The sequence below is a fragment of the Streptomyces sp. NPDC058650 genome (assembly GCF_042717315.1).
Classification (GTDB): Bacteria; Actinomycetota; Actinomycetes; order Streptomycetales; family Streptomycetaceae; genus Streptomyces.
This window is the reverse complement of sequence record NZ_JBHXRL010000009.1, coordinates 301,062-314,774: the sequence shown is the minus strand read 5'-3', so window position 1 is coordinate 314,774 and position 13,713 is coordinate 301,062. Positions and strand designations below refer to the sequence as shown.

At 74.1% G+C, this 13,713-nt stretch carries 11 protein-coding genes and 1 pseudogene; 2 read left to right on the top strand and 10 right to left on the bottom strand.

Annotated features, from left to right (window positions below):
* Positions 1 to 4 precede the first annotated feature (4 nt).
* Both ACFWWU_RS19200 and ACFWWU_RS19195 read left to right on the top strand, forming a co-directional pair.
* Positions 5 to 1,177 (top strand): sensor histidine kinase, encoded by a 1,173-nt coding sequence (locus ACFWWU_RS19200; protein ID WP_384146669.1) that lies wholly within the window; start codon positions 5 to 7, stop codon positions 1,175 to 1,177.
* Between the two features lies 1 nt (position 1,178).
* Positions 1,179 to 1,877 (top strand): response regulator, encoded by a 699-nt coding sequence (locus tag ACFWWU_RS19195; RefSeq protein WP_384146666.1) that lies wholly within the window; start codon positions 1,179 to 1,181, stop codon positions 1,875 to 1,877.
* A gap of 58 nt (positions 1,878 to 1,935) precedes the next feature.
* Here ACFWWU_RS19195 and ACFWWU_RS19190 read toward each other — a convergent pair.
* The 10 genes and pseudogenes from ACFWWU_RS19190 to ACFWWU_RS19145 form a co-directional block, all read right to left on the bottom strand.
* Positions 1,936 to 3,464, bottom strand: a pseudogene (locus ACFWWU_RS19190) (PP2C family protein-serine/threonine phosphatase).
* Positions 3,465 to 4,157: 693 nt separating this feature from the next.
* On the bottom strand, positions 4,158 to 5,552 hold the full coding sequence (locus ACFWWU_RS19185; protein WP_384146663.1) for an NAD(P)/FAD-dependent oxidoreductase: 1,395 nt from the start codon (positions 5,550 to 5,552) through the stop codon (positions 4,158 to 4,160).
* Positions 5,553 to 5,758: 206 nt separating this feature from the next.
* Positions 5,759 to 6,937: a 4-hydroxybenzoate 3-monooxygenase gene (locus ACFWWU_RS19180; RefSeq protein ID WP_384146660.1), complete on the bottom strand. Its 1,179-nt coding sequence runs from the start codon at positions 6,935 to 6,937 to the stop codon at positions 5,759 to 5,761.
* 58 nt (positions 6,938 to 6,995) lie between these two features.
* Positions 6,996 to 8,165, bottom strand: a complete 1,170-nt coding sequence (gene pcaD, locus ACFWWU_RS19175) for a 3-oxoadipate enol-lactonase (RefSeq protein WP_384146657.1) — start codon at positions 8,163 to 8,165, stop codon at positions 6,996 to 6,998.
* Entirely contained in the window at positions 8,162 to 9,559 is a 1,398-nt protein-coding gene (pcaB, locus tag ACFWWU_RS19170; RefSeq protein ID WP_384146654.1) for a 3-carboxy-cis,cis-muconate cycloisomerase, read from the bottom strand. The genes pcaD and pcaB overlap by 4 nt, the downstream gene beginning before the upstream one ends.
* Positions 9,546 to 10,121 (bottom strand): protocatechuate 3,4-dioxygenase subunit alpha, encoded by a 576-nt coding sequence (gene pcaG / locus ACFWWU_RS19165; protein WP_384146651.1) that lies wholly within the window; start codon positions 10,119 to 10,121, stop codon positions 9,546 to 9,548. Before pcaG ends, pcaB begins: the two co-directional genes overlap by 14 nt.
* Entirely contained in the window at positions 10,118 to 10,870 is a 753-nt protein-coding gene (gene pcaH / locus ACFWWU_RS19160) for a protocatechuate 3,4-dioxygenase subunit beta (RefSeq protein WP_384146648.1), read from the bottom strand. Before pcaH ends, pcaG begins: the two co-directional genes overlap by 4 nt.
* A 9-nt stretch (positions 10,871 to 10,879) precedes the next feature.
* Positions 10,880 to 12,076, bottom strand: a complete 1,197-nt coding sequence (locus tag ACFWWU_RS19155; protein ID WP_384146645.1) for a thiolase family protein — start codon at positions 12,074 to 12,076, stop codon at positions 10,880 to 10,882.
* The gene (locus ACFWWU_RS19150; protein WP_384146642.1) at positions 12,073 to 12,747 is read right to left on the bottom strand and encodes a 3-oxoacid CoA-transferase subunit B; all 675 of its coding nucleotides are present in this window, start codon (positions 12,745 to 12,747) and stop codon (positions 12,073 to 12,075) included. Before ACFWWU_RS19150 ends, ACFWWU_RS19155 begins: the two co-directional genes overlap by 4 nt.
* Positions 12,744 to 13,502, bottom strand: a complete 759-nt coding sequence (locus ACFWWU_RS19145; protein ID WP_384146639.1) for a CoA transferase subunit A — start codon at positions 13,500 to 13,502, stop codon at positions 12,744 to 12,746. The genes ACFWWU_RS19150 and ACFWWU_RS19145 overlap by 4 nt, the downstream gene beginning before the upstream one ends.
* Positions 13,503 to 13,713: the final 211 nt, after the last annotated feature.

Here is a 13,713-nt window from a genome sequence, read left to right as displayed (position 1 = left end):
TCGGATGACCGAACGGATGGCCGACCCGACGACTCGACGGACGGCCGAGCGGCCCGCGCTCACCGCCCTCCGGCGCTGGTACACCGCCGCCTGGCTGCTCCTGGGTCTGATCCCCTCGGTCATCGCCGTCGGCAACGACTCGGGGCCCGGCAAGTGGGCCTCCCTGGCCCTGGTCGGCCTGGCCCTCGCCTACACGGCCGTGCACCGCGCCCGGGACCACGCGCCGGTCTCTCTCGGAGTCCTGGCCGCCGGTCTGGGTGTGATGGCGGCCCTCCCGGGCGGCGGCGCGGCGCTGCTGATCGTCGCACTCCCCCAGTTCTGGTTCCAGACCCTGGGGCGGCGGGCCGCCGTCCTGTTCAGCGGCGGCGCGGCTTCGGCCACCGCCGCGGGGAGCCTGCTGCGCGACTCGCCGGGGAACGCGGTCGCGGCCCTGACCGGCTACGGGATCTCGGTCCTGGCGGGCATCCTGCTCCACCGTCTGATCGCGGACAGCGAAGCCCGCGCCACCGCACTGGCCGCCGAACTGTCCCTGACCCAGGAACAGTTGGCGGACGCCCATCGCCGCCAGGGGGCGGCCGACGAGAGGGAGCGCATGGCCCGCGAGATCCACGACACCCTCGCCCAGGGGTTCGCCTCCGTCATCGTGCTCGCCGAGGCGGCCCGGGCCGGCCTCGGCGGTGATCCGGAGCGCACCGCGCAGCAGCTCCGCTCGATCGAGCGGACCGCCCGCGAGAACTTCGCCGAGGCCCGGGTCCTGGTGGGCGCGGCCCCGCACAGCGGGCTGACCCCCGGCTCGGTGGTGCCGACGCTGCGCCGCACCCTGGAGCGCTTCGCCCAGGACACCGGGGTCACGGTGGAGGCGGAGCTCCCCGAGGACGTCGACTGCGACCAGCAGACGCGGATCGCGCTGCTGCGCTGCACCCAGGAGTCCCTGGCGAACGTGCGTAAGCACGCCGACGCGAGCACCGTCGGTGTGGTCCTCGCCCAGTACCCGCACGCCATCGAGCTGGAGATCACGGACGACGGGCGGGGCTTCGTGGTCGAGGAGTCGCGCGGCTTCGGTCTGGACGGCATGCGCAAGCGGCTCGCCGAACTCGACGGCGAACTGACGGTGACGAGCTCGGTCGGGGACGGCACCCGCGTCCTCGCGACCTTCCACACGAACGGACAGTCCTGACATGCCCGCAGTACCCGAACCGCTGACGCCCCCGAACCCGAACCCGGCCCCGGCCCCGGCCCCGATCCGGGTCGTGGTCGTCGACGACCACACCGTGATGCGCGCGGGAGTGGTCTCGCTCCTGGCGCCCGCCCCGGACATCGCCGTCGTCGGCGAGGCGGGCGACGGCCGCGCGGGCGTCGAGCTCGTCGAGCGGCTGACCCCCGACGTGGCCCTGGTCGACCTGCGCATGCCGGTGCTAGACGGCGTCGCGGCGACCGCCGCCATCACCGCCGGCCCGGCCCCGACCCGGGTGCTCATCCTGACCACGTACGACACCGACGTCGAGATCGAGCGGGCGGTGGAGGCCGGTGCCATCGGCTATCTGCTGAAGGACACCACCGGCGAGCAGCTGGCCGAGGCCGTCCGCGGCGCGGCCCGCGGGGAGACCGTCCTCGCCCCGCGCGTCGCGGAACGGCTGGTCGCCCGGATGCGCCGCCCCGCCCCGGTCGTCCTGACCGCGCGGGAGCGGGACGTGCTGGGGGCGGTGGCCGACGGTCTGTCCAACATCGAGATCGGCAAGCGCCTGGTCATCGCCGAGGCGACGGTCAAGACCCATCTCCTCCGCGTCTTCGCGAAGCTGGACGTCAGCGACCGTACGCGCGCGGTGGTCGTGGCCCTGGACCAGGGCCTCCTCCCGGACCGCGAGCCGCCCCGCTAGCCGGGCCCCGGGAGGGGACACGCGCTTCCTCCGCCTCGCGTCCCCGTCGACGGGCGGCTCAGGGCTGCCGTCGGACGAGCAGCAGGGCGACGTCGTCGGTGCGGTGCGCGGCGTCCGTGACATGGCGGATCAGCTCGTCGGCGAGGGCCTCCAGGTCCCGGTTCCGGCACCGGGAGAGACGGTCGGCGAGCTCCCTCGTGGCGGTGCCGATGTCGGCGCCGGGTGTCTCGACCAGCCCGTCGGTGAAGAGGGCGAGGACGGAGCCGGCTCCCAGGGCGCCTCCGCCGTGGTGTACCCGACGTCCGCCGCGATCCCGAGGAGGAGTCCCGGCGGGACCCCGACCGGGCCCGTACGACCGTCGGGGCGGCGCAGGAGGGGCGGGGGGTGGCCCGCGGTCGCCAGCCGCAGCCGGTGGCGGGCGAGGTCGAGCTCGACGATCAGGCAGCTGGTGAAGCGGTCCGGGTCGAGGTCGATCAGGAGCCGGTTGGTACGGGCGAGGATGTCGCCCGGGGACACGCCCTCGGTGGCGTGGGCGTGGACGGCGATGCGCACCTGTCCCATGAGGGCCGCCGCGTTCGTGTCGTGCCCCTGCACGTCGCCGATGACGGCGATGACCCTGTCGGGAGCGGCGTGGATGAGGTCGTAGAAGTCCCCGCCGACGTCCATGCCGTGGCCCGCGGGCAGATAGCGGGCGGCGACGGCCACCCCCGGGAGCGGGGTCAGGCCGTGCGGGAGCAGGCTCGTCTGGAGGCTGCGCGCGAGGGAGTGCTGAGCGTCGTAGAGGCGGGCCCTGGCAAAGGCCTGGGCGATCAGTCCCGCCAGCGAGGTGAGCAGCGCGCGCTCGGCCGCGGGGAAGGGGCGCGGCTGGTCGTACGAGAGGATCAGCGAGCCGACGGGCCGGCCGGAGGCGATCAGGGGCAGGAACGCCCAGGCGTGGCGGCCCTCGTAGCGCGGGGCGTGCGGGTGGGCGCGGTGGAGGTCGTCGGACGTGGGGAAGAAGACGGGCACGCCGGTGGTGAGTACCTGGGCGTCGGCGACCTCGGCCGTCAGGGGCGTGCCGTCGAAGCGGTCGATGAATTCCTGGTCGTAGCCGCGGTGGCCGATGATGCGCAGTCGCCCCTCGTCCGCGCTCATCAGCACGAGGCCGTGCGGGCCGAAGGCGGGCACGATCTGGTCGGCGACGAGTTCGACGACTTCGTGGACGCCGGCCGCTTCGGCGAGGGTCGCCGCGAGATGCATGAGGTGGTAGACCGCGGAGGCGCCCACGGATTCGACGTACGGCGCGCCGTATGTCGGTGCGGGGCCCGGCGCGACGGCGCCGGCGGCCGCCTCCCCGTCCGTGGCGTCGGGTCCGGGCGACGGGGTGATGTGGACGCTGATCCCGGTGGCGTCCGGGTAGAGCTCGAAGAGGAGCCATACCCCCGGTCGTCGCCGGACGGTGAACGACACCGGCCGGCGGGTGACCACCGCCGCGCGGTAGCGGTCCTCGAAGACGGGGTCGTTCAGCCAGAGGAGAACCTCCCACGGCCTCCTGCCGAGCAGCGCGACCGCTCCGGCGTCGACCAGCTCGACGGCGGCGGTGTTCATGAAGGTGATGCGTCCGTCGAAGTCCAGGGCGCAGCAGCCCACGGGCAGGCGCTCGGTGAAGTCGACGGCGGCCGCGGCCAGGGCGGGGTCGGCCTCGGAGGGGCGCGTCGGGTGCACGACGCGCGGCTCCTCGGGGTAGGACCGCGGTTCCTGTCCGGCCGCTCGCCGCAGGAGCCGTGCCGCCCGGCGGCAGGAGAGGTCGAGCGTCTCGCGCTCGCGCTCGTCGAGCTGAGGCGGATGCCAGACCGGCCACAGGAGGACGACGCCGCCGTGCACGGTCGTGGCGTCGGCGATGGGGGCGGCCGCCAGCAGGAAGTCGTACGGCAGCACGATCCCCAGGCGCGGATAGCGGCGGGCGATCTCCTCCCGGCCGCCCAGCCACACGAGCGTGCGGTGGCGCATGGCGTCGGCCACCGGGATCGGGGCGTCGGCCGGGATGCGGACCCACGGGGCGGCGATCTCCCGGGACACCCCCGACACCAGGGCGAGGCGCAGGTTCCGGTCCCCCGGCACCCGCACGTACACGAGCCCTATCGACGCCTCGGTGTCGCGCATGACATCGGCGAGGACGGCGTCCAGCAGTCCCTCGGCGAAGACGTCCTGGGCGTCCGCTTCCGTGGGCTCTCCCACGTCACCCATGTTCGGACCATACGTCCGCCGGGTCCCGCCCGCGCGGCAAGCCCTTCCGGCGGGTCAGCTGTCGAAGCCGAGGCCGAAGCGGTCCAGGGTGCGCAGCCAGAGGTTGCGACGGCCACCGTCGAGGTCCGCGCGGGCCAGGGACCATTTGGTGATGCCGATGCCCACCGAGCGGACCGGCTCGGGCGGGAACGGCAGCGGCTTGCGGCGCACCAGTTCCAGTGACGTGCGTGCGGTGCGGGCGTCGTCGAGCAGGTCGAGCATGACCTCCGCGCCGAAGCGGGTCGCGCCGACGCCGAGTCCGGTGAAGCCGGCGGCGTAGGCGACCTTGCCCCGGTGGCTGGTGTCGAAGAAGACGCAGAAGCGGGTGCTCATGTCGATGGCTCCGCCCCAGGCGTGGCTGAAGCGCACCCCGGCCAGCTGGGGGAAGGCCGTGGAGAAGTGGCGGGCGAGGGTCGCGAAGGTCTCGGGTCGCTGGTCGTACTCGGGGCGTACGCGTCCGTTGTAGTGGTAGACGGCGTCGTAGCCGCCCCACAGGATCCGGTTGTCGGCGGAGAGCCGGACGTAGTGGAACTGGTTGTTCATGTCCGCGAAGCCCTGCCGGTTCCGCCAGCCCACGGAGGCGAGCTGTGCCTCGCTGAGCGGCTCCGTCATGAGCGCGTAGTCGTAGACGGGGACGGTGTACGGGCGGTGGCGGCGCAGCAGGGAGGGGTACGCGTTCGTGGCGAGGGCCACCTTGTGGGCGGTGATCCGCCCGTAGGGCGTGCGGACGGCCATCGTGTGCCCCTGCTCGTCGAGCGACAGGGCGGGGGTGTGCTCGTGGACGCGGACGCCGAGCGTGAGGCAGGCCTGCCGGAGGCCCCAGGCGAGGCGGGCCGGGTTGACCATGGCCACGTCGTCCTTGTTCCACAGGCCGGCGAGGAAGGTCGGGGAGTCGATCTCGGCGCGTACGGATTCGGCGTCGAGGAAGTCGGCCTTGCCGCCGTGGCGGGCCACGGTCTCGACCTCCTCCTGGAGCTCCGCGACCTGGTGGGCCTCCGTGGCGACGGTGAGGATGCCCGTGCGCTCCCAGTCGCAGTCGATGCCGTGGCGTACGAGGGTGTCCTCCATGGCCTGGAGGTTCTCGCGGCCGAGGCGCTCCAGGAGCCCGATCTCGTCGGGCCAGCGGGAGAGGCCGTTGTGCAGGCCGTGGGTGAGGCTGGCCTCGACGAATCCGCCGTTGCGGCCGGAGGCGGCGCCGCCGGCCTCGTCGGCCTCGACGAGGACCACGTCGAGCGAGGGGTCGCGCTCCTTGGCGACGAGGGCGGTCCAGAGGCCGGTGTAACCGCCGCCGACCACGAGGAGGTCACAGGTGGTGGCGCCGACGAGGGCGGGCGCGGGCTGCGGCTTCTCGGGGCTGTCGAGCCAGAACGGGGTCGGGTCGACGTCCCGGAGCGAGGCGAGGGGGTCCATGACGGCGGGGCTCCTTGAGATCGCGGAGGTGAGGTGCGGGCCTCCGAAGTGCCGCCATGAGACCTCTCCGGACAGATCAAGGTCAATGGTGTTGACATAAGCCGTCCGCACCTCGGCGCGCTCTTCGATTCCGCTGGTCCGGCCGGGCAGCACGGTGAGGGCGGCCGCGTGACGCGGCCGCACTCGGCGGGTCGGGCGACGGGCCGTCAGTTGTCGCCGAAGCCGACGTAGTTCTCCGCGAGCGAGGCCGACGCCGCCCCCGAGTTCGCGAGGTAGCGCAGATGGGAGAGGCGCAGCCCGCGGTCGAAGGCGGTGTCGTCCGGGCTGCTGTGGAGGAGGGTCGTCATCGTGTACGAGAAGTGCTCGGCGCGCCAGACGCGGCGCAGCGCGGTCTCCGAGTAGGCGTCGAGCAGCGACTCGTCCCGCTCGGCGTGGTGGCGGGTGAGGGCCTGGGCGAGCAGGGTGACGTCGGCGACGGCGAGGTTGAGGCCCTTGGCGCCGGTGGGCGGCACGATGTGGGCCGCGTCCCCGGCGAGGAAGAGGCGTCCGTGGCGGAGGGGCTCGGCGACGAAGCTGCGCATCGGGGTGATGCTCTTCTCGGTGATGGGCCCGCGCTTCAGTTCCCAGTCGCCGTCGACGGCGAAGCGGGCCTCCAGCTCGTCCCAGATCCGCTCGTCGGACCAGTTGTCCGTGGAGTCGTCCGGGTCGACCTGGAGGTAGAGCCGGCTGACCTCGGGCGAGCGCATGCTGTGCAGGGCGAAGCCGCGCTCGTGGTGGGCGTAGATCAGCTCGTCGCAGGAGGGCGCGACGTCGGCGAGGATGCCGAGCCACGAGAAGGGGTAGGTGCGCTCGGTGACGGTGAGGACGTCCTCGGGCAGGGAGCGCCGACCGATGCCGTGGAAACCGTCGCAGGCGACGACGAACTCGCAGTCGAGGGTGTGCTCGGCGCCCTCGTGGCGGTAGCGGACGGTGGGATGGTCGGTCTCGATGCCGTCGACGGACAGGGCCTCGGCCTCGAAGAGGATCGTGCCCCCGGCCTCCCGGCGCAGGGCGATGAGGTCCTTGACCACCTCGGTCTGGGCGTAGACCATGACCGACCGTCCGCCGGTGAGGGACGGGAAGTCGATGCGGTGGGAGCGCCGGTCGAAGCGGAGTTCGATGCCGTGGTGCTCCAGGCCCTGCCGGTCCATGCGGGCGCCTGCGCCGGAGAGGCGCAGCACGTCGACCGTGTCCTGTTCGAGGATGCCGGCGCGCTGGCGCCGCTCGACGTACGCCTGGTCGCGGAGTTCGAGGACGACGTTGTCGATGCCCTGCCGGTGGAGCAGGTGCGAGAGGAGGAGACCGGCCGGTCCGGCTCCGATGATGCCGACGGTGGTGCGGGGCATGGGTGGTCTCCGTGAGGGTGATGAGGGAGCGGGAAGAGGGGGCGCCGTGCCGGTCAGGTCAGAGGGAGAGCGGGGTGCCGTCCTCGGTGAGGACGCGCTGTGCGGTGGCGAAGGCGGAGTTGGCCGCGGGCACCCCGCAGTAGACGGCGGAGTGCAGCAGCACTTCCTTGATGTCCTCGGGGGTGAGTCCGTTGCGGATCGCGGCGCGGACGTGCATCGCCAGCTCCTCCTGGTGCCCGTGGGCGATCAGGGCGGTGAGGGTGAGGCAGCTGCGGGTGCGCCGGTCGAGGCCGGGACGGGTCCAGATCTCGCCCCAGGCGCAGCGGGTGATGTAGTCCTGGAAGTCGGCGGTGAAGTCGGTGGTGCGGGCGGCGGCCCGGTCCACATGGGCGTCGCCCAGTACGGCCCGGCGGACCGCCATGCCCTCGGCGTATCGGCTGTCCTCGGAGTCGGGGGTGCCGAAGTGGCCGAGGAGCGCGGAGAGGACCGCTTCGGGTCGTTCGGCGGGCGCGAGGTGGGCGGCGCCGGCGAGTTCGAGCAGGCTCGCGTCGGGGATGCCGTCGGCGAGTTCGCGGGCGTGCGCGGGGGGTGTGGCCGGGTCGGCGCGCCCGGCGAGAACGAGGGTGGGTGCGGTGACGCGGGGCAGCTCGGCGCGGAGGTCGTACGTGGCGAGGGCGTCGCAGCAGGCCGCGTAGCCCTCGGCGTCGGCGGCGCACAGGTCGTCCACGAGGCGGTCGGCGATGTGCGTGCCCGCGAAGTCGGGGGTGAACCAGCGGCCGGGGGTGCCCGGCGCCACGGCGTCGGTCCCCTTCTCGCGTACGAGGGCGGCCCGTTCGTGCCAGCCGGCGGGCTCGCCGAAGCGGGCCGAGGAGCAGACGAGGGCGAGGCGGGTGATCCGCTCCGGGTGGTGGGCGGCGAGGTGGGCGCCGATGGCGCCGCCGAGGGAGATGCCGGCGTAGGCGAACCGCTCCGCGCCGAGGTGGTCGGCGAGGGACAGGACGAGGGCCGCAAGGTCGGCCATGCCGGTGGCGCCGGGGGCGGTGTCGCCCAGCGTCCCCGTGGGGGTGTCGCCGTGGCCGGGCAGGTCGAAGCGGATCACCCGGTGGCGGCGGGCCAGGGCGGGGACCTGGGCGTCCCAGACGGCGAGCGAGGTGCCGAGGGACGGGCCGAGGATCAGGACGGGCGCGTGGGCGGGACCGTCGATCCGGTGGTGGAGAACGCTGGTCACGGGTGGCCTTCCGGGTCGGCGGAGGGCTGCCTCCGCAGGGCGTGGTCGACGAGCAGGGGCGCGGCGCCGGTGGCGCCGGCCGGGTCCGCGAGGGCGCGGAGCTGCTCGGAGGTGATCCGGCCGTTCAGCTCGGGCGCGTCGACGAGCAGCTCCGCGAGCTCCCGGTCCTCCTCCGCCGCCCGCCGGGAGAGCCGGTCGAGGAGGGTCCGGGCGTCGGCCCGGCCGAGGACGTCCGCCAGGGTGGCAGCGAGGCGTTCGCTCGTCACGAGACCGCGGGTGCGGTGCAGGTTCGCCAGCATCCGGTCGGGACGGACGTGGAGTCCTTCGGCGAGTTCGGCGGTGTGGTGGGCGGCGGAGCCCGCAAGCCGGAGCAGTTCCCGCAGCGGCTGCCACTCGGCGTGCCAGGCGCCGGCGGGCCGCTCGTCCTCCGCGGTCAGCGAGCCGAGGAGGACGGCGGCGAGGGCGGGGGCCTGGCGGGCGGCCGAAGCGACGAGGGTGGCGCGGACGGGGTTGCTCTTGTGCGGCATGGCGGAGGATCCGCCGCCGCCGCCCTCGGCGAGTTCGGCGGTCTCGGTGCGGGCGAGCAGGAGGACGTCCGCGGCGGGCTTGCCGAGGGCGGCGCCGGTGAACGCGAGCGCCGTCGCGAGGTCGGCGATCGGGGTGCGCAGGGTGTGCCAGGGCAGGACGGGTGCGGCAAGCCCGAGTTCGGCCGCGTACCGCTCGGTGAGCTCCGGGCCGCTGCCGGGCGCGCCCGCCAGGTACTCGAAGGCGGCGAGGGTGCCTGCCGCGCCGCCCAGTTGGGCGGGGAGCCGCAGGGCGGCGAGCCGGTCCGCCGCGTCGAGGGCGAGGTGGCGCCAGCCGGCCGCCTTGAGTCCGAAGGTGGTGGGTACGGCGTGCTGGCCGAGGGTGCGGCCGGCCATGGGGGTGTCCCGGTGGGTGGCGGCGAGCCGCCCGAACGCCGCGGCGGCGCGGTGCAGTTCGGCGGTGATCAGGGGGACGGTACGGGCCGCGACGAGCATCGCGGCGGTGTCGAGGACGTCCTGGCTGGTCGCGCCCCGGTGGACGTACGGCGCGGCGTCCGCGGGCACGGCGGCCGTGAGCGCGGCGACGAGCGGGATGACCGGGTTGCCGCCGGCGCGGGCGCGCAGGGCGAGGTCGCGCGCGTCGAAGCGGTCGGCACGGGCCGCCGCCGTCACCGCCTCGGCCGCCGGGCCGGGGGTGTGGCCGAGGGCGGCCTGGGCCCGGGTCAGGGCGGCCTCGGCGTCGAGCATCGCTTGGAGGAAGGCGCGGTCGCCGGTGGCGCGCTCGGCCGCGGTGCCCGCGCTGACGGGGGTGAGGAGCCCGACGTCGTACGCCGTGCTCTCCGTGGTCTCGTCAGGGTCAGCGGAAGTCAAGGAACACCGTCTCCTCGGGCCCCTGGAGGCGGATGTCGAAGCGGTGGACGCCCGGCCTCTCCTCGGCGGTGAGGAGGGTCGCGCGCCGCTCGGGCGCGAGGCCCGCGAGCAGTGGGTCGGCGTCGGTGGCCGGGCCCGGCAGGTAGATCCGGGTGTACAGGTGGTGGAGCAGGCCGCGGGCGAAGACGCAGACGGAGAGGTACGGGACGCCGCCCGGCGGGAGGGTCCTGACGGCCCAGTGGCCGTCGGCGTCCGTGGCGATCCGGCCGAAGCCGGTGAACGTGACGCCGTCCCGGCCCGCGTACCCGCCGGTGACGGGGTCGCGCCGCAGGGAGCCGGGGGCGCCGGAGCGGTCGCCGTCGGGACCGGGCTGCCAGATCTCCACGATCGCGTCGGGGACCGGGGCGCCGCGGCCGTCGTACACGTACCCGTGGACGGCGAGGCTGTCGGGATGTCCGGCGGGCGCGATGTCGGGTCCGCCGGGGAAGGGCAGGGCGTAGCCGTAGAAGGGCCCCACGGTCTGCGAGGGCGTGGGGAGGTAGGTCAGGGGGTCGCGGCTCATCGGCCTTCCTCGATCCAGGTCGCGGTGGGGCCGTCGAGAACGATGTCCCAGCGGTAGCCGAGCGACCGCTCGGGGGTGGACAGGTCGTGGTCGTAGGCGGCGACCAGCCGCTCGCGGGCCGCGTCGTCGGTGACGGACTGGAGGATCGGGTCGTACGGGAAGAGCGGGTCGCCGGGGAAGTACATCTGGGTGACGAGCCGTTGGGTGAACGCGGTGCCGAAGAGCGAGAAGTGGAGGTGCGCGGGGCGCCAGGCGTTGTCGTGGTTGCGCCAGGGGTAGGCCCCCGGCTTGACGGTCGTGAACGCGTACGCGCCCTGGTCGTCCGTCAGGCATCGCCCGAAGCCGGTGAAGTTCGGGTCGAGCGGCGCCGGGTGCTGGTCGCGGAGGTGGGCGTACCGGCCGGCGGCGTTGGCCTGCCACAGCTCGACGAGCTGGCCGCGTACGGGCCGTCCGGCGCGGTCGAGGACGCGGCCGGTGACGGTGATCCGCTCGCCGAGCGGCTCCCCCGCGTGGGCCAGGGTCAGGTCGGCGTCGGTCTCGGTGACGTCGGTGACGCCGAAGACCGGTCCGGAGAGTTCGACCGCCTCGGGGTCGTGGACCGTGACGGGCGGGTGGAGGGGGTGGCGCAGCGCGCTGCTGCGGTAGGGGGCGTAGTCCCGGGCGGGATGGTGGCGCACCTCGCCGGCGGCGAGGTAGTCCTTCCGCTCGCCCTCGATCTCGCGCGAGATGTCCTGCTGCGTCAGTGCCATGACGTCCTGTCACCTTTCCAGTACGAGGGCGAGTCCCTGGCCGACGCCGATGCAGAGCGTGGCGAGGCCGGTGCCGGAGCCGAGGGCGGCGAGCTGGTGGGCCACGGTTCCGGCGAGCCGGGAGCCGGAGGAGCCGAGGGGGTGTCCGAGCGCGATGGCTCCGCCGTGGGGGTTGACGACGGCGGGGTCGAGGTCGGGCCATTCGGCGAGGCAGCCGAGGGCCTGGGCGGCGAAGGCCTCGTTGAGCTCCAGGGTGGCGAGGTCGGCGAAGGTGCGGCCGGCGCGGGCGAGCGCGCGCTGGGCGGCTTCGACGGGGCCGAGGCCGAAGTACTGCGGTTCGATGCCGGTGACGGCCGAGGCGGTGATCCGGGCGAGGGGTTCGCGGCCGGTGGCGCGCAGCCCCGCCTCGTCGGTGATCAGGAGGGCGGAGGCGCCGTCGTTGAGCGGGGAGGCGTTGCCGGCGGTGACGGTGCCGTCCTCGCGGAAGACGGGCTTGAGGCGGGCGAGGGCGGCGAGGGAGGTGTCCGCGCGGACGGACTCGTCGCGGTCGAGGAGGACCTCGCCGATGCCGGTGCCTTCGACGGGGACGACCTCGGCGTCGAAGGCGCCGGTCGACCAGGCCTCGGCGGCCTTGGCGTGGCTGGCGAGGGCGTAGGCGTCCTGCTCCTGGCGGCCGATGGCGTGCTTCTCCGCGACGAGTTCGGCGCCCTCGCCGAGGGACACGGTCCATTCGGCGGGCATGCGCGGGTTGACCATGCGCCAGCCGAGGGTGGTGGAGTGGAGCTCCTGGTGGCCGGCGGGGTAGGCGCGGTCGGGCTTGGGCAGCACCCAGGGTGCGCGGCTCATCGACTCGACGCCGCCGGCGAGGACGACCGAGGCGTCGCCGACGGCGACGGCGCGGTAGGCCTGGATCACGGCCTCCATGCCGGAGCCGCAGAGGCGGTTCACGGTGACGCCGGGGACGGTGACGGGCATTCCGGCGAGCAGCGCGGCCATGCGGGCGACGTCCCGGTTCTCCTCGCCGGCGCCGTTGGCGTTGCCGAGGATGACGTCGTCGATCCGGGCGGGGTCGAGCGCGGGCGTACGGTCGAGCAGGGCGCGCAGGACGTGGGCGGCGAGGTCGTCGGGGCGGACGCCCGCGAGCGCGCCGCCGTAGCGACCGACCGGGGTCCGTACGGCGTCGACGATGTAGACGTCCTTGGTCACGGGGTCTCCTCCGTGTGTGCGGCGACGGACAGGGGTACGGACACGGGCGCCGCGGTGCGGCGCGTGATCTCGTCCACGCTCACGCCGGGCGCGGTCTCCACGAGGACGAGTCCGTCCGCGGTGACGTCGAGGACGCCGAGGTCGGTGATGATCCGGTGGACGCAGGCGCGGCCGGTGAGGGGCAGCGTGCAGGTGTCGACGATCTTCGGTGAGCCGTCCTTGGCGGTGTGCTCGGTGAGGACGACGACCCGCCGGACGCCGTGGACGAGGTCCATCGCGCCGCCCATGCCCTTGACCATCCGGCCGGGGACGGCCCAGTTCGCGAGGTCGCCGCCGGCCGAGACCTGCATGGCGCCGAGGATCGCGGTGTCGATGTGGCCGCCGCGGATCATGCCGAAGGAGAGCGAGGAGTCGAAGAAGGAGGAGCCCGGCAGGACGGTGACGGTCTCCTTGCCCGCGTTGATCAGGTCGGGGTCGACCTCGTCGACCCCGTCGTCGTAGGGATACGGTCCGACGCCGAGGAGGCCGTTCTCCGACTGGAGGACGACGTCGACGCCCTCGGGGAGGAAGCCCGGGACCCGGGTCGGCAGTCCGATCCCGAGATTGACGTACGAGCCGTCGGTCAGTTCGCGGGCGGCGCGGGCCGCCATCTCGTCCCTGGTCCAGCTCATCGCGTGCGTACCGTCCTTCGCTCGATGCCCTTGGCGGCGGCCTCTTCGGGGGTCAGTGCGACGACCCGCTGCACGAACACGCCGGGCAGGTGGATCGCGTCGGGGTCCAGCTCGCCCGGCTCCACGAGCTCTTCGACCTCGGCGACGGTGATCCGGCCGGCCATGGCGGCGAGCGGGTTGAAGTTGCGGGCGGAGCGGCGGAAGACGAGGTTGCCGTGGCGGTCGCCGCGGGCGGCGCGGACCAGGGCGAAGTCGGTGGTGATGCCGTGTTCGAGGACGTGGGGGCGGCCGTCGTAGTCGCGGACCTCCTTGGGAGGGGAGGCGACCGCGACGCTGCCGTCGGGCGCGTACCGCCAGGGCAGTCCGCCGTCGGCGGCCTGGGTGCCGACGCCGGCGGGCGTGAAGAAGGCGGGGATGCCGCAGCCGCCGGCCCGGAGGCGCTCGGCGAGGGTGCCCTGCGGGGTGAGCTCCAGCTCCAGTTCGCCGCCGAGGTAGCGGCGGGCGAACTCCTTGTTGTCGCCGATGTAGGAGCCCGTCACGCGGACGATGCGGCCGTCGGCGAGCAGGATGCCGAGGCCGCCGCCGTCGACGCCGCAGTTGTTCGACACGACGCTGAGCCGACCGGAACCCCGCGCGTGCAGGGCCCGGATCAGTACGTCCGGCACCCCGCTCAGCCCGAAGCCGCCGACGGCGAGCGAGGCGCCGTCTCCGATGTCCGCCACCGCGTCGGCGGCGGATGTCACCACTTTGTCCATGTAACGACCCGTTTCACTGAGGATTGACGGCGCACGCGTTCGCCTGGTGAACTTATGTTCATCAACGAACGCGGGGTGAGTGTCCGCCCACGCTTCGGGCCGTGTCAACGGCGACGGGTACGGTTTTCGCATCGTGACCGGCCCGCGACCACGGCCAGCGGACCGGCCGTGACCGGCCCGCGACACGGCCCGCGACACGGCCCGCGACCAG